Source organism: Streptomyces sp. WAC00040 (assembly GCF_056835925.1).
Genome location: NZ_JAKQZE010000003.1, coordinates 711,577 through 729,388, shown reverse-complemented (window position 1 = coordinate 729,388; position 17,812 = coordinate 711,577). Strand labels below are relative to the sequence as shown.

Sequence of the window (17,812 nt, the reverse complement as noted above, 5' to 3'; positions counted from 1 at the left end):
GCGGACTCGCTTAGACTCCGCCGATGCCGCCCGTACAGGTCGGCGTGCCCACCCCCGTAGATCGGCCGCTCACACAGCGCGGTCATGCGAAGGAATTCCCCCGTGGATATCTTGACCCTCCTCCCCTTCATCGTGCTCATCGGGGCCATGTTCCTGATGACCCGCTCCGCCAAGAAGAAGCAGCAGGCGGCCGCCAACATGCGCGACCAGATGCAGCCCGGAACCGGCGTGCGGACCATCGGTGGCCTCTACGCCACCGTCAAGGAGGTCAATGACGACACGGTCCTCCTCGAAGCCGCTCCCGGCGTCCACCTGGTGTTCGCGAAGAACGCGATCGGTGCCGTGCTCTCCGACGAGGAGTACAACCGCATCGTCCACGGCGACGACCCTTCGGCCGACACCGACGTCGTTCCCGACGACGCCTCCTCGCTGACCGCCGACGACGCGGACCAGGGCGCGGACGACGCCAAGCTCGACCTCGGCAAGAAGACCGAGAAGACCGAGAAGACCGAGGGCGGCGAGACGGCCGAGAAGGACGGCACCGAGCCGAAGGACGGCAAGGCCGACGGCGAGGCCGACGCGAAGTAGCCACGATTCGGGGACCGCGGCGGCGCCGGCAGGCGCCCGTGCGGTCCCCCGGGCGTGCCGACTGATCGCGGGGGCAGGCCCCCACAACACTTCGTGGCCGCCCCGGGCGCACACCCTGCGCCGTGGGCGGTTGGACAGGGAGAAACGAGAAGGTGGCAGCACCGAACAGGGGCCGAAGGCCCGCGGGGGCTCAGGGCAAGCCGGGGCGTGCCCTGGCTCTGATCCTGATCGCCATGGTCGCGCTCACGGGCGGGATGTTCTGGGCCGGTCAGCTCACGCCGCGTCTGGGCATCGATCTGGCGGGCGGTACGACCATCACGCTCGAGGCCAAGAACCAGCCTGGCCAGGAGAACGCGGTCAACGAGACCAACATGAACACCGCGGTCGGCATCATCGAGCGCCGTGTCAACGGTCTCGGCGTCTCCGAGGCCGAGGTTCAGACCCAGGGCAACAGTCACATCATTGTGAACATCCCCAAGGGCACGAACTCCGAGCAGGCCCGTGAGCAGGTCGGTACGACCGCCCAGCTGTTCTTCCGGCCCGTTCTGACGGTCGCCGCCGGCGGCCCGGCCGCCCCCGAGCCCTCGCCCAGCGCCTCGGCCGGCGGTGCGGCCAAGGACGACAAGGACAAGGAGACGGCCACCCCGCCGTCCGGTTCCCCGTCCGGCACGCCGTCGCCCAGTGCCACCACACAGGGCCGCGCGGTCACCGAGGGCCTCAAGGCCCCGGCCGCCACCCCCAGCCCGTCTGGGTCCGGATCGCCCAAGGCGTCCGAGAGCCCCAAGCCCGGTGAGAGCCCCGTGCCGACCCCGTCGGCCGACCCGGCCACCGCGGCGCTGGAGAAGCAGTTCACCACGTTGGACTGCACCGACGACAAGGCCCGCGGCACGCTCGGCGACAACGTCAAGCCGACCGAGCCGACCGTCGCCTGCGGCAAGAACGGCGCCGGCCAGTGGGAGAAGTACATCCTCGGTCCCGCCGAGGTGAACGGCAAGGACGTCGACGACGCCAAGGGCCAGCTCGACCAGCAGCGCGGCATGTGGATCGTCACGATGGACTTCACCGAGGCCGGTGCCAAGAAGTTCCAGACGATCACCAGCCGGCTGTCGCAGCAGCAGCCCCCGATGAACCAGTTCGCCATCGTCCTCGACGGTGAAGTGGTCTCGGCCCCGCAGGTCAACCAGACCCTGAGCGCCAGCGCCGAGATCACCGGCAACTTCGACCAGGACTCCGCCCAGAACCTGGGCAACATCCTGTCCTACGGCGCGCTGCCGCTGTCCTTCGAAGAGGACAGCGTCACCACCGTCACCGCCGCACTCGGCGGCGAGCAGCTCAAGGCCGGTCTGATCGCCGGTGCGATCGGCCTCGCGCTGGTCGTCATCTACCTGGTCGTCTACTACCGCGGCCTGTCGCTGATCGCTCTGCTCAGCCTCGGCGTCTCCGCGATCCTCACGTACACGATCATGACGCTGCTCGGCCCCGCCATCGGCTTCGCGCTGAACCTGCCGGCGGTCTGCGGCGCCATCGTCGCCATCGGTATCACCGCCGACTCGTTCATCGTCTACTTCGAACGCATCCGTGACGAGATCCGGGAAGGACGCACCCTGCGCCCCGCCGTCGAGCGCGCCTGGCCGCGCGCCCGTCGCACCGTCCTGGTCTCCGACTTCGTGTCGTTCCTCGCCGCCGCGGTGCTGTTCGTCGTCACCGTCGGAAAGGTCCAGGGCTTCGCGTTCACGCTGGGTCTGACCACCCTGCTCGACGTGGTCGTGGTCTTCTTCTTCACCAAGCCGGTGATGACGCTCATGGCCCGCCGGAAGTTCTTCGCCAGCGGCCACCCGTGGTCCGGACTCGACCCGAAGCGGCTCGGCGCCAAGCCGCCGTTGCGCCGTTCGCGCCGTACCACCGCCCCGACGACCGAACCGAAGGAGGCGTGAGATGTCGCGACTCGGCAATCTCGGCGCCAGGCTCTACCAGGGCGAGGTCGGTTACGACTTCGTCGGCAAGCGCAAGGTCTGGTACGGCGTCTCCATCCTGATCACGATCACCGCGATCGTCGCCCTCGCCGTCCAGGGCCTCAACATGGGCATCGAGTTCAAGGGCGGTGCCGTCTTCACGACCCCGAAGGCGGACGTGAGCGTCAGCCAGGCCACGGAAGTGGCCGAGGAGATCTCCGACCACATCCCGATCGTCCAGGAGCTGGGCACCGGCGGTCTGCGGATCCAGATCAGCGGCGTGGACACGGCCGAGGCCGACCGCGTCCAGGCGGAGCTCGCCAAGGCCCTGAACATCGAGGCCGCCAGCATCAACGCCGACCTCGTGGGCCCCAGCTGGGGTGAGCAGATCGCCAACAAGGCCTGGACCGGCCTCGCCGTCTTCATGCTGCTGGTCGTGGTCTACCTGGCCATCGCCTTCGAGTGGCGGATGGCCGTGGCGGCCCTGGTCGCGCTGATCCACGACATCACCATCACGGTCGGCATCTACGCGCTCGTCGGGTTCGAGGTCACCGTCGGTACGGTCATCGGTCTGCTGACCATCCTCGGTTACTCGCTGTACGACACGGTGGTCGTCTTCGACAGCCTCAAGGAAGGCCAGAAGGACATCACCAAGCAGACCCGCTTCACCTACAGCGAGATCGCCAACCGCAGCATCAACAGCACCCTGGTGCGTTCCATCAACACCACGGTCGTCGCGCTGCTGCCGGTCGCCGGCCTGCTGTTCATCGGCGGCGGCTTCCTCGGCGCCGGCATGCTCAACGACATCTCGCTGTCGCTGTTCGTCGGCCTCGCGGCCGGTGCCTACTCCTCGATCTTCATCGCCACTCCGCTCGTCGCCGACCTCAAGGAACGCGACCCGCAGATGAAGGCCCTGAAGAAGCGGGTGCTCGCCAAGCGCGCGGCCGCAGAGGCCAGGGGCGAAACCGGCGAGGACCAGCAGGGCGAGGCGCCGGACGACGCGGTGCCGGACGGCGCGGCGCCCGCCGGCGCGGTCGTCGGACCCCGCGGCCGTGGCCGCGGCCGCCCCTCGGGCAGGCGCTGATGACGCTCAGCACCCAGGAGCTGCTGCTCAGCCGCATCCGTGACGTCGCCGACTATCCGAAGCCGGGGGTGATGTTCAAGGACATCACGCCGCTGCTCGCGGACCCGGTCGCCTTCACGGCGCTGACCGACGCGTTCACCGAGTTCTGCGTCCGGCACGGCGCGACGAAGATCGTGGGCCTGGAGGCCCGCGGCTTCATCCTGGCCGCGCCGGTCGCCGTCCGCGCCGGCATGGGATTCATCCCGGTCCGCAAGGCGGGCAAGCTCCCCGGGGCGACGCTCTCGCAGGCGTACGAGCTGGAGTACGGCACCGCCGAGATCGAGGTGCACGCCGAGGACCTCAGCGTGGGTGACCGCGTCATGGTCATCGACGACGTCCTCGCCACCGGCGGAACCGCGGAGGCGTCCCTCGAGCTGATCCGCCGGGCCGGAGCCGAGGTCGCAGGCGTCGCGGTCCTGATGGAGCTGGGATTCCTCGGCGGCAGGGCCCGGCTCGAGCCGGCGCTCGCCGGCGCCCCGCTGGAGGCCCTGATCACCATCTGACGCGCCTTTGAGCTGCGGATTCACCGACAGCCAGGAGCGCTCGCCCGCCGAGACGGGCACCCGGGAACAACCGGGTGCCCGTCTCGCGTTGTGAGCAGCCTCCCCTCCCGGCGCGATCGGGGCGGCAGAGGTCGATACGATGGCCTTTCCGGGCCTGACCCGGGGGACCCGGACCCGCACGAGGAGCGCTCTTGCCAGACGAGGCCCAGCCCGCCGCCGCGCAGCCCGACCAGAAGGCCGAAAAGGCCGCGGCATCTCCTGTCACGCCCGAGCCCGAGCGGGCGGAGAGGCCGGGGCCGGCCGCGCCCGAGCGAGTGAGCCAGGTCCCCGTCACGGCGCCCAAGCCGTTGCCCCCGAGCACGGCGCGCACCGGCGGCTCCTCGAACCGGGTACGCGCGCGTCTCGCGCGCCTGGGCGTGCAGCGCTCCTCCCCGTACAACCCGGTCCTCGAACCGCTGCTGCGGATCGTGCGCAGCAACGACCCCAAGATCGAGACGTCGACGCTCCGCCAGATCGAGCGTGCCTACCAGGTCGCCGAGCGCTGGCACCGCGGGCAGAAGCGCAAGAGCGGCGACCCGTACATCACGCATCCGCTGGCCGTCACCACGATCCTCGCCGAGCTGGGCATGGACCCGGCGACGCTGATGGCCGGGCTTCTGCACGACACGGTCGAGGACACCGAGTACGGCCTCGACCAGCTCCGCCGTGACTTCGGCGACTCGGTCGCGCTGCTCGTCGACGGCGTCACCAAGCTCGACAAGGTCAAGTTCGGTGAGGCCGCCCAGGCAGAGACCGTGCGCAAGATGGTCGTCGCCATGGCCAAGGACCCGCGCGTCCTGGTCATCAAGCTCGCCGACCGGCTGCACAACATGCGCACCATGCGCTACCTCAAGCGGGAGAAGCAGGAGAAGAAGGCCCGCGAGACGCTCGAGATCTACGCGCCCCTGGCCCACCGCCTGGGCATGAACACCATCAAGTGGGAACTCGAGGACCTCGCCTTCGCGATCCTCTACCCCAAGATGTACGACGAGATCGTCCGTCTCGTCGCCGAGCGGGCGCCCAAGCGCGACGAGTACCTCGCCATAGTGACCGACGAGGTCCAGTCCGATCTGCGCGCCGCCCGCATCAAGGCCACCGTGACCGGCAGGCCCAAGCACTACTACAGCGTCTACCAGAAGATGATCGTCCGCGGCCGGGACTTCGCGGAGATCTACGACCTGGTGGGCATCCGTGTCCTCGTCGACACGGTCCGCGACTGCTACGCGGCTCTGGGCACCGTCCACGCCCGCTGGAACCCGGTTCCGGGGCGGTTCAAGGACTACATCGCGATGCCCAAGTTCAACATGTACCAGTCGCTGCACACGACGGTCATCGGGCCGAACGGCAAGCCCGTCGAGCTGCAGATCCGCACCTTCGACATGCACCGCCGCGCCGAGTACGGCATCGCCGCGCACTGGAAGTACAAGCAGGAGACCGTCGCCGGCGCCTCCAAGATCCGCACCGACGTCCCCAAGGCGGGCAAGGGCACGGCCGGCCAGGACACCGTCAACGACATGGCGTGGCTGCGGCAGTTGCTCGACTGGCAGAAGGAGACCGAGGACCCCGGCGAGTTCCTCGAGTCGCTGCGTTTCGACCTCTCCCGCAACGAGGTCTTCGTCTTCACGCCCAAGGGCGACGTCATAGCGCTGCCCGCGGGCGCCACCCCGGTCGACTTCGCCTACGCGGTGCACACCGAGGTCGGTCACCGCACCATAGGGGCGCGGGTCAACGGGCGTCTCGTGCCGCTCGAGTCGACCCTCGACAACGGCGACCTGGTGGAGGTCTTCACCTCCAAGGCCGAGGGCGCGGGCCCGTCCCGCGACTGGCTGGGCTTCGTCAAGTCGCCGAGGGCGCGCAACAAGATCCGCGCCTGGTTCTCCAAGGAGCGCCGCGACGAGGCCATCGAGCAGGGCAAGGACGCCATCGCGCGCGCCATGCGCAAGCAGAACCTGCCGATCCAGCGGATCCTCACCGGCGACTCCCTGGTCACCCTCGCCCACGAGATGCGCTACCCCGACATCTCGTCGCTGTACGCGGCGATCGGGGAAGGCCATGTGGCCGCGCAGGGCGTCGTGCAGAAGCTGGTGCAGGCCCTCGGCGGCGAGGAGGCCGCCAGCGAGGACCTCGCCGAGTCCACCCCGCCGTCCCACGGCCGCAGCAAGCGCCGCAAGAGCGCCGACCCGGGAGTGGTGGTCAAGGGCGTCGAGGACGTGTGGGTGAAACTGGCGCGCTGCTGCACACCGGTGCCGGGCGACCCGATCATCGGGTTCGTCACCCGCGGCAGCGGCGTGTCCGTGCACCGCGCGGACTGCGTCAACGTCGACTCGCTCTCGCAACAGCCCGAACGGATCCTCGACGTCGAATGGGCCCCCACCCAGTCGTCGGTGTTCCTCGTCGCCATTCAGGTCGAGGCACTCGACCGTTCCCGTCTGCTGTCCGACGTGACCCGGGTCCTCTCCGACCAGCACGTCAACATCCTCTCCGCGGCCGTGCAGACCTCACGCGACCGGGTGGCCACCTCGCGCTTCACCTTCGAGATGGGCGACCCCAAGCACCTGGGGCACGTCCTGAAGGCGGTTCGTGGCGTGGAGGGCGTCTACGACGTCTACCGTGTGACCTCGGCGCGGCGGCCTTAGATCGCGGACGACAAGGGCCGGTTCCCCCGGAACCGGCCCTTCGGCGTGACCTGGGCTTCGCGTTCGCACGCTGCCGTACCCGGCGTGGGTCGGGCGCCTGCCCATGGTCCGCACCCGCGCCAAGGCGTCCCGCACCACTCCTGCGGGCCTCTCATCGACGCGGAGGTCCAAGGGGCGATGATTTCCCTGAGCCTGCAGCTCGCACGGCTGCTCAGGTCGGTCGGGCGTAGCAGGGACGCTTCACCGTACGGGCAAGCGCTTCGTGCCCGAGGCGCTTCTTGTGTGCCGGTGCCTGGCCGGTCTGCTCCAGACCCGCGTGCAACCACAGCCAGGCGTGCGAAGTGCTCCGTCATGCGCTCGACAGCCTCCACGACAGGCCGGCCTCGTCCGCCGCGGGTGGGGCGGCGGTACCGGAGACCGCCCGCCGCACGCCTGAGCCGGGGACGACCCGGCGGCGGGTGAACGAGTGCGCAACAGCCGGCACGGCAGACGGAAGCGGCCCGGAACGCCGTCGCGTTCCGGGCCGCTTTCCACGCGGACTGCCTCAGCCCCCGAACTCGTGCAGACCCTTCAGCGCCTGGTCCAGCAGCGCCTGACGGCCCTCGAGCTCCTTGGCGAGCTTGTCGGCCCGTGCGTTGTTGCCCGACGCGCGGGCCGCGTCGATCTGGCCGCGCAGCTTGTCGACGGCCGCCTGGAGCTGGCCCGTCAGACCCTCGGCACGCGCACGCGCCTCCGGGTTCGTCCGGCGCCACTCGTTCTCCTCGGACTCCTGCAGGGCCCGCTCCACCGCGTGCATCCGGCCCTCGACCTTGGGACGGGCGTCCCGCGGCACATGTCCGATGGCCTCCCAGCGCTCGTTGATCGAACGGAAGGCGGCACGGGCGGCCTTCAGGTCGTGCACCGGCACCAGCTTCTCCGCCTCGGCCGCGAGCTCCTCCTTGAGCTTGAGGTTCTCCGCCTGCTCGGCGTCCCGCTCGGCGAAGACGCCGCTGCGGGCGGCGAAGAACACGTCCTGGGCACCGCGGAAGCGGTTCCACAGATCGTCCTCGGCCTCGCGCTGGGCGCGGCCGGCGGCCTTCCACTGCGCCATCAGGTCCCGGTACCGGGCCGCGGTGACACCCCAGTCCGTGGAACCGGAGAGCGCCTCGGCCTCCGCGACCAGCTTCTCCTTCGTCCTGCGCGCCTCCTCGCGCTGCGCGTCCAGGGACGCGAAGTGCGCCTTGCGGCGCTTGGAGAACGCGGAGCGCGCGTGCGAGAACCGGTGCCACAGTTCGTCGTCGGACTTCCGGTCGAGCCGGGGCAGGCCCTTCCAGGTGTCCACCAGCGCACGCAGCCGCTCGCCCGCCGACCGCCACTGCTCGCTCTGGGCCAGCTCCTCCGCCTCGGCGACCAGGGCCTCCTTGGCCTTGCGCGCCTCGTCGGTCTGCTTCGCCCGCTGTGCCTTTCGCTCCTCACGGCGCTTCTCGACCGTCGCCACGAGTGCGTCGAGCCGCACCCGGAGTGCCTGGAGGTCGCCCACCGCGTGGTGCTCGTCCACCTGCTGACGCAGATGGTCGATGGCGGCCTGGGCGTCCTTGGCCGACAGGTCGGTGGTCTTCACGCGCCGCTCGAGGAGGCCGATCTCGACCACCAGGCCCTCGTACTTGCGCTCGAAGTAGGCCAGAGCCTCCTCTGGAGTCCCGGCCTGCCACGATCCGACGACCTGCTCGCCCTCGGCAGTACGCACGTACACGGTGCCCGTCTCGTCGACGCGGCCCCACGGGTCGCTGCTCACAGCGCCTCCTCAACCTGATGCCGACGAGGGGTTCCTCCCCCGGGCATCGTCCACAGTTTCCCGGACGGGCCTCGCCCGCCCTCCACGGCGCGCGTCCAGCACGCGCCGTACAACGCCCAATCTAGGCGACCGGCCGCCCGGCTGTCCGCACTCAGCGCGGCCGAAATTGCCGGCTAAGCCTTCGGGACGGTGGCCTTCTCGATGGTCACGGCCTTCTTCGGCGGACCGTCCGCGCCGCCGCCCTCGACCCCGGCCTTCGCCACGTCCTGGACGGCCTTCAGGCTCTTCCCGTCCATGGTGCCGAACGGCGTGTAGGTGGGCGGCAGTTTGGTGTCCTTGTACACGAGGAAGAACTGGCTGCCGCCCGAGTCGGGCTGACTGGTGTTCGCCATCGCGACCGTGCCCGCCGGGAACGTGACCGTGCCGTCGGCGCCGGCCTTGCCGAGCGCGTCGAGGTTCTCGTCGGGGATCGTGTACCCGGGACCGCCGGTGCCGTCGCCCTTCGGGTCGCCGCACTGCAGCACGAAGATGTTCTCCGTGGTGAGACGGTGACACTTCGTGCCGTCGAAGTAGCCCTTGTCCGCCAGCGACTTGAAAGAGTTGACCGTGTGCGGCGTCTTCGCGGCGTCCATCGCGATCGCGATGTCACCCTGGTCGGTCTTCAGCCGGAACGAGTACTTGGCCTTCTTGTCGATCGCCATCGCCGGCGCCGGCGTGCTGCTCTCGGAGGGGGAAGCGCTCGGCGGGGGATCGAGCGGCGCGGCGTCGTCCTTCTTGTCCTCCCCGGTGAGGCCCAGCGCATAGACGGCGCCGCCGCCCGCGAGCACCACGGCGAGCGCCGCCGCGATCACGGAGTTGCGGACCTTGGCCTTCTTCCGCGCCTGCTCCCTGCGCTGCTGCTGGCGCTCGAACTTCTCCCTGGCGAGCTGCCGCCGTCGCTGATCGCTGCTGACCACCGGGTCTTCTCCTTGTAACTCGTGGGTCGAAGGTCGTTCAAGGCGCGTACGTCGGATGAGGCCGACCGCCGGGCTTGCCCGTACCGTATACGGGTTGGCTGTGTGATGAGCAGCGCCGGTAGGCTCTGATCTGCTGCAATCCACTGCAAACCACGCAGCGGCCGACCGACGACGACCGAACTGAGGACGATCGTGCTTATTGCCGGGTTCCCCGCCGGGGCCTGGGGGACCAACTGCTATCTGGTCGCCCCCGCCGCAGGCGAGGAGTGCGTGATCATCGACCCGGGCCACCAGGCCACCGAAGGCGTCGAGGAAGCGCTGAAGAAGCATCGGCTCAAGCCCGTCGCCGTCGTCCTCACCCATGGGCACATCGACCATGTCGCCTCCGTCGTCCCCGTCTGCGGCGCCCATGACGTCCCGGCCTGGATCCACCCCGAGGACCGCTACATGATGAGCGACCCGGAGAAGGCGCTCGGCCGCTCCATCGGGATGCCACTCATGGGCGAACTCACCGTCGGGGAGCCCGACGACGTCAAGGAGCTCACCGACGGCGCCGCGCTCAGCCTGGCCGGCCTCGATTTCTCCGTCTCGCATGCGCCCGGCCATACCAAGGGGTCGGTGACCTTCAAGATGCCCGAGTCGGCGGACGTCCCGTCCGTCTTCTTCTCGGGCGACCTGCTGTTCGCCGGCTCCATCGGACGCACGGACCTGCCCGGCGGCGACATGGACGAGATGCTCGAGTCGCTGGCACGGGTGTGCCTGCCCCTCGACGACTCGACCGTGGTGCTGTCCGGCCACGGCCCCCAGACGACCATCGGCCGCGAGCGCGCCACCAACCCGTATCTGCGGGAAGTGGCCGCCGGCCTCGGGAGCGGTCGGCCCGCTCCCCGACGAGGAATGTGACGAGACTCCACAGGTGAATACCTTCCAGGCCCCCAAGGGCACGTACGACCTGATCCCGCCGCGGTCCGCGACGTACCTCGCGGTGCGTGACGCGATCTCCACTCCGCTGAAGAACTCGGGCTACGGCTACATCGAGACGCCCGGCTTCGAGAACGTCGAGCTGTTCGCGCGCGGCGTCGGTGAATCCACCGACATCGTGACCAAGGAGATGTACGCCTTCGAGACCAAGGGCGGCGACAAGCTGGCCCTGCGGCCCGAGGGCACGGCGTCCGTGCTGCGCGCGGCCCTGCAGGCCAACTTGCACAAGGCGGGCAACCTGCCGGTGAAGCTCTGGTACTCCGGCTCCTACTACCGCTACGAAAACCCGCAGGCCGGCCGCTACCGCCACTTCTCCCAGGTCGGCGCCGAGGCGATCGGTGCCGAGGACCCGGCGCTGGACGCCGAGCTGATCATTCTGGCCGACCAGGCGTACCGGTCGCTCGGTCTGCGCAACTTCCGCATCCTGCTCAACTCGCTCGGCGACAAGGAGTGCCGCCCGGTCTACCGCGAGGCGCTCCAGACCTTCCTGCGCGACCTCGAGCTCGACGAGGACACCCGCCGCCGTATCGAGATCAACCCGCTTCGGGTCCTCGACGACAAGCGCGACGCGGTGCAGAAGCAGCTGGGTGGCGCGCCCATGCTGCGTGACTACCTGTGCGACGCGTGCAAGGCGTACCACGAGGAGGTCCGGGCGCTGATCACCGCGGCCGGTGTCGCCTTCGAGGACGACGAGAAGCTGGTCCGCGGTCTCGACTACTACACGCGCACCACCTTCGAGTTCGTGCACGGCGGTCTCGGCTCGCAGTCCGCGGTGGGCGGCGGCGGCCGCTACGACGGCCTGTCAGAGATGATCGGCGGCCCCGCGCTGCCGTCCGTAGGCTGGGCCCTCGGCGTGGACCGCACCGTGCTGGCGCTGCAGGCGGAGGGCATCGAGCTCGACACCCCGGCGGCCACCAGCGTGTACGCGGTGCCGTTGGGCGACGAGGCGAGGCGCGTGCTGTTCGGCATCGTGACCGAGCTGCGCAAGGCGGGCGTCGCGGCCGATTTCTCGTACGGCGGGAGGGGCCTCAAGGGCGCGATGAAGAACGCCAACCGCAGCGGTGCCCGGTACGCGATCGTCGCCGGCGAGCGTGATCTCGCCGACGGCGTGGTCCAGCTCAAGGACATGGAGTCGGGCGAGCAGGAGCCGGTGCCGGTCGCCGAGGTCCTCACCCGGCTGCGCGGCCGGCTCGGCTGAGACGCCGCGCGGTCCGGCCGGCAACGGCGATCGCGGGGCCCGTGGCGGACAACTGCCCCGGGCCCCCGCTCTGTTGCGGGCCGGGCGGACCGGCCGGTCCGGATCTTCCTTATCCGGATCGAACGGAGAAGATCCGTACCGGTGCGGCAGAATGGCCGTGCCCAGCAGCCCCGGAGCGATGGAACGGCGAAATGACGAGTGCAGCTGCCAAAGACGTGTCCCCCGACGAGGACGCACCCGGTGGGCGCGGGGTCGGCGCCGGCAGGGCCTTCGCCTGGCTGCTCGTCGTCACCGGCGCCGCCGGTCTGCTGGCCGCGTGGGTCATCACGATCGACAAGTTCAAAATCCTCGAGGCGAAGATCGCCGGCACCACCTTCACACCGGGGTGCAGCCTCAACCCGGTGGTCTCCTGCGGCAGCGTCATGGAGAGCGACCAGGCCGCGGCGTTCGGCTTCCCCAACCCGATGCTCGGACTGGTGACCTACGGCATCGTGGTCTGCGTCGGCATGAGCCTGCTCGCCGGTGCCCGGTTCCGACGTTGGTACTGGCTGACCTTCAACGCGGGCACCCTCTTCGGCGTCGGCTTCTGTACGTGGCTGATGCAGCAGTCGCTGTACGAGATCAACGCGCTGTGCCTGTGGTGCTGCCTGGCCTGGGTCGCCACGATCTTCATGTTCTGGTACGTGACCTCGCACAACGTCCGCCACGGGCTGCTGCCCGCGCCGTCCTGGGTGCGCGGTTTCCTCGACGAGTTCACCTGGGTGCTGCCCGTCCTGCACACCGGCGTGATCGGCATGCTGATCCTGACCCGGTGGTGGGACTTCTGGACCTCCTGACCGGATCCGGCGCTGTCAGTGGGCTGACATAGGCTTCACAACGTGGAGCCCGACCTCTTTACCGCCGCAGCCGAAGAACGCCAGGAGAAGGACCCGACCAGCAGTCCACTGGCGGTCCGGATGCGCCCGCGCAACCTCGACGAGGTCGTCGGCCAGCGGCATCTGCTCAAGCCCGGTTCACCGCTGCGCCGCCTGGTCGGCGAAGGTGGCGGGGGAGGGCCGGCCGGCGTCTCGTCCGTGATCCTCTGGGGCCCGCCCGGCACGGGCAAGACCACGCTGGCCTATGTGGTCTCCAAGGCGACGAACAAGCGCTTCGTCGAGCTGTCCGCGATCACCGCGGGCGTCAAGGAGGTCCGGGCCGTCATCGAAGGCGCCAAGCGCGCCGCGGGCGGCTTCGGCAAGGAGACCGTCCTCTTCCTCGACGAGATCCACCGCTTCTCCAAGGCCCAGCAGGACTCGCTGCTGCCCGCTGTCGAGAACCGCTGGGTCACGCTGATCGCCGCCACCACCGAGAATCCGTACTTCTCGGTGATCTCCCCGCTGCTCTCCCGTTCGCTGCTGCTCACCCTGGAGCCGCTGACCGACGACGACGTCCGCGGCCTGTTGCGCCGGGCGCTCACAGAGGAGCGGGGGCTCGGCGGTGCCGTGTCGCTCCCCGAGGATGCGGAGGCGCATCTGCTGCGCATCGCGGGCGGCGATGCCCGCCGGGCGCTGACGGCCCTGGAGGCCGCGGCCGGTGCGGCCCTCGACAAGGGCGAGGACGGGATCAGCCTGGTGACCGTTGAGGAGACGGTCGACCGGGCGGCGGTGAAGTACGACCGCGACGGCGACCAGCACTACGACGTCGCCAGCGCGCTCATCAAATCGATCCGTGGTTCCGACGTGGACGCGGCACTGCACTATCTGGCGCGGATGATCGAGGCGGGGGAGGACCCGCGGTTCATCGCCCGACGGCTGATGATCTCGGCAAGCGAGGACATCGGCCTGGCGGATCCGACCGCGCTGCCGACGGCGGTGGCGGCCGCCCAGGCCGTCGCCATGATCGGTTTCCCCGAGGCGGCGCTGACCCTCAGCCATGCCACCATCGCCCTCGCGCTCGCCCCCAAGTCGAACGCGGCCACGACGGCGATCTCCGCGGCCCAGCAGGACGTGCGAGGCGGCCTGGCCGGCCCGGTCCCGCGCCATCTGCGCGACGGCCACTACAAGGGGGCGGCGAAACTGGGCCACGCCCAGGGATACGTCTATCCGCACGACGTCCCCGGCGGTATCGCGGCCCAGCAGTACGCACCGGACGCCGTGCACGGCAGGCGTTACTACGAACCGACGCGGTACGGCGCGGAGGCGCGGTACGCGGACGTGGTGGAGAAGGTGCGTGCGCGCCTGCGCGGCGAGGAGGACTGAGTGGCGTCAGAGGGACGCCGCCTCGAACAGTGTGTGCATCGCGCGGCGCAACTCGGTCACGTCCGCGACGGGTGCGGGGAAGTCGAAGCGGGCGTCGAAGCAGTGCTCGCCGGTGAACCGCACCCGCAGCCCGAACCGGTCCAGCGCCAGCGGTACCGCTCGCCGTCCTTCCTCTGCGGCCGTTCCTTCCCGATCGCCGAGCAGGGAGCCCAGGGCCTGCACCTGGTCGCTGTGCGCGGAGTGCAGATGCTGGAGCAGTTCGGTCTCGTGGGAGACGAGGGGGTCGACGGCCGCGTTCGCGAACTCCTCGGGTTCGACGCGGGCGGCACCCCACAGGTCGTCGACGCTCGCCTCGCCGACCTCGAGACGCAGCATCATGTACCCGGGCTCGGCCGCGAGGCCCGGGACGCTGGTCAGCCATCCGGAGACCCGGGCGCGGCCCCGGATACGGTCGCGCACGGCGACGGGCGCGACGTCGGTGAGCTCCAGTACCGCCGACAGCTCGTCGTCCTGTGCGTGGGTCGCGGCCCGCACGGCGGGCGAGTCGGCGGCGAACAGCAGGAAGACCTCCCCGTCGGTGCCGACCGCCCTGGCGTGGGGGCTCAGCTGCTCCGGCCGGGCGCCCTCCAGCCCCGGGACGAGCAGTACCGCTGAGCATGTACTCTGTACGAGAGTTCGTGTGCGCTCGGCTGCTGACGGCATCCGAGTGATTTCAAGCCCGCTGGGACGCGGCTGACCATGAGCTGATCGGACCTCCGTCACCTCGATGCCCGAAGAGGCATCGGCGTTGTTTGTGCTGTCCGTGATGCGCTTGGTGTTCCCAGGGCGAGACATGCGATCTCCTTGAGTAAGGTGAGCCTAACCTAACCTACAACGGAGGTCTGGAGAACGTGCCTAACCAGTCGCGTCCCAAGGTCAAGAAGTCGCGTGCGCTCGGTATTGCGCTGACGCCGAAGGCTGTCAAGTACTTCGAAGCCCGCCCCTACCCGCCGGGCGAGCACGGCCGTGGCCGCAAGCAGAACTCGGACTACAAGGTCCGTCTGCTCGAGAAGCAGCGCCTGCGTGCGCAGTACGACATCAGCGAGAAGCAGATGGCCCGCGCCTACGACCGCGCGCGCAAGGCCGAGGGCAAGACCGGCGAGGCGCTGGTCGTCGAGCTCGAGCGCCGCCTCGACGCCCTGGTTCTGCGTTCGGGCATCGCCCGCACCATCTACCAGGCCCGCCAGATGGTCGTCCACGGCCACATCGAGGTCAACGGCGGCAAGGTCGACAAGCCGTCCTTCCGCGTCCGTCCCGACGACGTCGTGATGGTCCGCGAGCGCTCCCGCGAGAAGACCCTCTTCCAGGTCGCCCGCGAGGGTGGCTTCGCCGCCGACGGTGAGACCCCGCGCTACCTGCAGGTCAACCTCAAGGCCCTGGCGTTCCGCCTGGACCGCGACCCGCAGCGCAAGGAAGTTCCGGTCATCTGCGACGAGCAGCTCGTCGTCGAGTACTACGCCCGCTGATCCTGGCGGTCCCTCCCGGCACCAGCCGGGGGAGGCGGCCGCTCGCAGCGCTTCAGCCCGCCGCTTCCCCACCGTTCCCGGTGGGGGAGTTGGCGGGCTCCCGCGTTTCCAGGGGCCGTACCCGCTGCGTGCGGACCGGCCCCGGCCGCGTGCTGCCGGGCGCCGCGAGCGCACGCCGCACCGCCGCGTCGAGGGACAGTCCACGGCCGTCGCGTACGCACTCCTCGAACCGCTCGTCACCCAGCAGCCGTCTCGCCCGCTCCTCGGACAGGGCGCGCGGCGCACCGAAATAGCCGGAGCCGAACAGGGAGGGGCCCACCGAGCCCCAGAGCGTGGCCGCCGCGCCCTGCAGGACCGCGGCCTCCGCCGGATCCCCCTCGCTGGCCGTCACCAGAGCCAGCAGCTCGAGGGCCAGGACCAGGCCGACGAGGTCGTTGAACCTGTGGTCGATGGCGACGCACACGTTCAGCAACTCCCGTGCCCTGTCGTACGTGTTCGACTCCCAGGCCGCGTAGGCGAGCACATAGAGCGCGTACGCGCGGGCCCACTGCTCGCCGTGGTCCTCGCAGACCTCATTGACCGCCTCGCACAGCGTGACCGCCGCGTCCAGCCGGTCCTGGAAGACCAGCGCCATGGCCAGTTCGACCCGGCCCATCAGGACGTTGCTGTTGAGCTCGCCCAGGTCCTCGTACGAGGCGAGCGCCGAGCGCAGCAGACCCTCGGCGCGCGGCATCTCGTCGGCGAGCAGGGCCAGGCAGCCCTTGCGGTGCGTCGCATAGGCGGCGGCAAGCCGGTCCTGCGCCCGGTCCGCCCGCTCGGCGCACTCGTGCAGCGCGGCCGCCGCGGCCGCCGGGTCGCCCTGCAGGACCGCCACGTAGCCGAGCACCCACAGTGCTTTGAGCCGTGTCTCCTCGTGCCCCGAGTCATCGGCGAGGCACCGGTCGAGCCAGTGCCGGCCCTCGGCGAGCCGACCGCAGCCGACCCAGTAGAACCAGAGGGTCCCCGCAAGATGCCGGCCCAGATGGGCGTCCTCGGGCTGTTCCAGGCACAGTTCGAGCGCCGCCCGCAGATTGGGGAGCGCGCTGTCGGCGCAGGCAGCCACTTCCGCCTGGCGCGGGCTGAACCACTCCAGTTCGCACCAGGTGGCGAGCCCCATGTACCAGTCGCGGTGCCGTCTGCGCAGCCGCTCCGCGTCGCCGATCGCGTGAAGCCACTCCGCCCCGTACTCACGGACCGTGTCCAGCAGGCGGTATCGCAGGCCGGCCGGCGTCTCCTCGCGGCAGACCACGGACTGGGCGACCAGCTCGCCGAGCACGTCGAGGACGCCGTCGGCGGGCAGGTCGGGGCCGGTGCAGATGTACTCGACCGCGTCCAGGTCGAACTGTCCGGCGAAGACCGACAGCCGTGCCCACAGCAGCCGTTCCTCCGGTGAGCACAGCTCATGGCTCCAGCCCACGGCGGTACGCAGGGTGCGATGGCGCGGAAGGCCTCCCCGGCAGCCGCCGGTGAGCAGTCCGAAGCGGTCGTCGAGCCGGTGCAGCAACTGGTCCAGGGAGAGCGCCGGCAGGCGTCCGGCGGCGAGTTCGAGCGCCAGCGGGATGTGTTCGAGTCGGCGGCACACCTCGAGGACCGCGGGCCGCTCGGTGCCGGTGGCACGGTGATTCGGCAGCACTGCGGCGGCCCGGGCCTCGAAGAGCGCCGCGGCGTCCTCCTCGGTCATCGAGGCCAGCTCGAAGATCTGCTCCCCGTCGAGCCGCAGCGGTCTACGGCCCACCGCGAGGACCTGCACCCCGGGAGCGCGGCGCAGCACGTCCCGTACGAGCTCGGCGCACTCGTCGACGATCTGCTCGAAGCCGTCCACGACGAGCAGCAGGCTGCTGCCCGCGAGTTCGTCGGTCACGACATCGCGGGGCGGCCTGGAGGTGTGATCGGTGACGCCGAGGCTCTCCGCAAGGGCGTGGGCCAGCAGATCGGGGTCCCGTAACAGGGACAGTTCGCACAGCCGCACCCCGTCGGCGTACCGATTCTGCACGGCCGCCGCTGCGTGCACCGCAAGGCGGGACTTGCCGACGCCGCCGGGTCCGACGACGGTGATCAGACGGGAGCTGTCGAGGGTGCCGATGAGCGCGGACAACTCGTCGTTGCGACCCACGAAACGGTTCAGTTCCGCGGGAAGACTGCTGTGGCGACGTCGCATAGGCAACGCAGAGTACTCATGCGTAAGCACTGCGTACAATCGGCCCGGAGAACCGGGCCACAGCGCGCCGGTAATGCGGTACGGGCCGCCGTCGAGGGCGCGATAGGCTCGGAGGGCGATTTC

14 protein-coding genes are annotated in these 17,812 nt (G+C 70.0%); 10 read left to right on the top strand and 4 right to left on the bottom strand.

What is annotated here, in order from left to right:
* Positions 1–102: 102 nt before the first annotated feature.
* The 5 genes from yajC (at position 103) to MDN94_RS28710 (ending at position 6,841) form a co-directional block, all read left to right on the top strand.
* Complete coding sequence (gene yajC, locus MDN94_RS28730; RefSeq protein ID WP_482728786.1) at positions 103–588, top strand: preprotein translocase subunit YajC; 486 nt, start codon at positions 103–105, stop codon at positions 586–588.
* A gap of 152 nt (positions 589–740) precedes the next feature.
* Positions 741–2,522, top strand: coding sequence for a protein translocase subunit SecD (secD, locus tag MDN94_RS28725; RefSeq protein WP_482728785.1), 1,782 nt, complete (start codon positions 741–743; stop codon positions 2,520–2,522).
* 1 nt (position 2,523) lies between these two features.
* A complete protein-coding gene (gene secF, locus MDN94_RS28720; RefSeq protein ID WP_482728784.1) occupies positions 2,524–3,624 on the top strand; it encodes a protein translocase subunit SecF in 1,101 nt (366 codons plus the stop codon).
* Positions 3,624–4,166: an adenine phosphoribosyltransferase gene (locus MDN94_RS28715; RefSeq protein ID WP_482728783.1), complete on the top strand. Its 543-nt coding sequence runs from the start codon at positions 3,624–3,626 to the stop codon at positions 4,164–4,166. Before secF ends, MDN94_RS28715 begins: the two co-directional genes overlap by 1 nt.
* A gap of 314 nt (positions 4,167–4,480) precedes the next feature.
* Complete coding sequence (locus MDN94_RS28710) at positions 4,481–6,841, top strand: RelA/SpoT family protein (RefSeq protein ID WP_364594456.1); 2,361 nt, start codon at positions 4,481–4,483, stop codon at positions 6,839–6,841.
* Positions 6,842–7,385: 544 nt separating this feature from the next.
* Here the strand turns inward: MDN94_RS28710 and MDN94_RS28705 are convergent.
* Positions 7,386–8,615: a DUF349 domain-containing protein gene (locus tag MDN94_RS28705; protein ID WP_482728782.1), complete on the bottom strand. Its 1,230-nt coding sequence runs from the start codon at positions 8,613–8,615 to the stop codon at positions 7,386–7,388.
* Positions 8,616–8,788: 173 nt separating this feature from the next.
* A complete protein-coding gene (locus tag MDN94_RS28700) occupies positions 8,789–9,571 on the bottom strand; it encodes a peptidylprolyl isomerase (RefSeq protein ID WP_441265297.1) in 783 nt (260 codons plus the stop codon).
* A gap of 192 nt (positions 9,572–9,763) precedes the next feature.
* Here MDN94_RS28700 and MDN94_RS28695 point away from each other — a divergent pair, with 192 nt between their 5' ends.
* From MDN94_RS28695 to MDN94_RS28680, 4 genes are all read left to right on the top strand, one after another.
* Positions 9,764–10,474: an MBL fold metallo-hydrolase gene (locus MDN94_RS28695; RefSeq protein ID WP_005319802.1), complete on the top strand. Its 711-nt coding sequence runs from the start codon at positions 9,764–9,766 to the stop codon at positions 10,472–10,474.
* Between the two features lie 13 nt (positions 10,475–10,487).
* The gene (hisS, locus tag MDN94_RS28690) at positions 10,488–11,750 is read left to right on the top strand and encodes a histidine--tRNA ligase (protein ID WP_482728781.1); all 1,263 of its coding nucleotides are present in this window, start codon (positions 10,488–10,490) and stop codon (positions 11,748–11,750) included.
* 191 nt (positions 11,751–11,941) lie between these two features.
* Positions 11,942–12,586 carry a vitamin K epoxide reductase family protein gene (locus MDN94_RS28685; RefSeq protein ID WP_482728780.1) on the top strand — a complete coding sequence of 215 codons (645 nt, stop codon included), beginning with the start codon at positions 11,942–11,944 and terminating at the stop codon, positions 12,584–12,586.
* Between the two features lie 42 nt (positions 12,587–12,628).
* Positions 12,629–13,987: a replication-associated recombination protein A gene (locus MDN94_RS28680; protein WP_482728779.1), complete on the top strand. Its 1,359-nt coding sequence runs from the start codon at positions 12,629–12,631 to the stop codon at positions 13,985–13,987.
* Between the two features lie 6 nt (positions 13,988–13,993).
* Here MDN94_RS28680 and MDN94_RS28675 read toward each other — a convergent pair whose 3' ends face one another.
* Positions 13,994–14,689, bottom strand: a complete 696-nt coding sequence (locus tag MDN94_RS28675; RefSeq protein WP_482728778.1) for a DUF2470 domain-containing protein — start codon at positions 14,687–14,689, stop codon at positions 13,994–13,996.
* A 188-nt stretch (positions 14,690–14,877) separates the two neighbouring features.
* Between MDN94_RS28675 and rpsD the strand changes: the two genes are divergently transcribed.
* Positions 14,878–15,492 carry a 30S ribosomal protein S4 gene (gene rpsD / locus MDN94_RS28670; protein ID WP_005319815.1) on the top strand — a complete coding sequence of 205 codons (615 nt, stop codon included), beginning with the start codon at positions 14,878–14,880 and terminating at the stop codon, positions 15,490–15,492.
* A gap of 52 nt (positions 15,493–15,544) precedes the next feature.
* Here rpsD and MDN94_RS28665 read toward each other — a convergent pair whose 3' ends face one another.
* On the bottom strand, positions 15,545–17,689 hold the full coding sequence (locus MDN94_RS28665; RefSeq protein WP_482728777.1) for an ATP-binding protein: 2,145 nt from the start codon (positions 17,687–17,689) through the stop codon (positions 15,545–15,547).
* Positions 17,690–17,812: the final 123 nt, after the last annotated feature.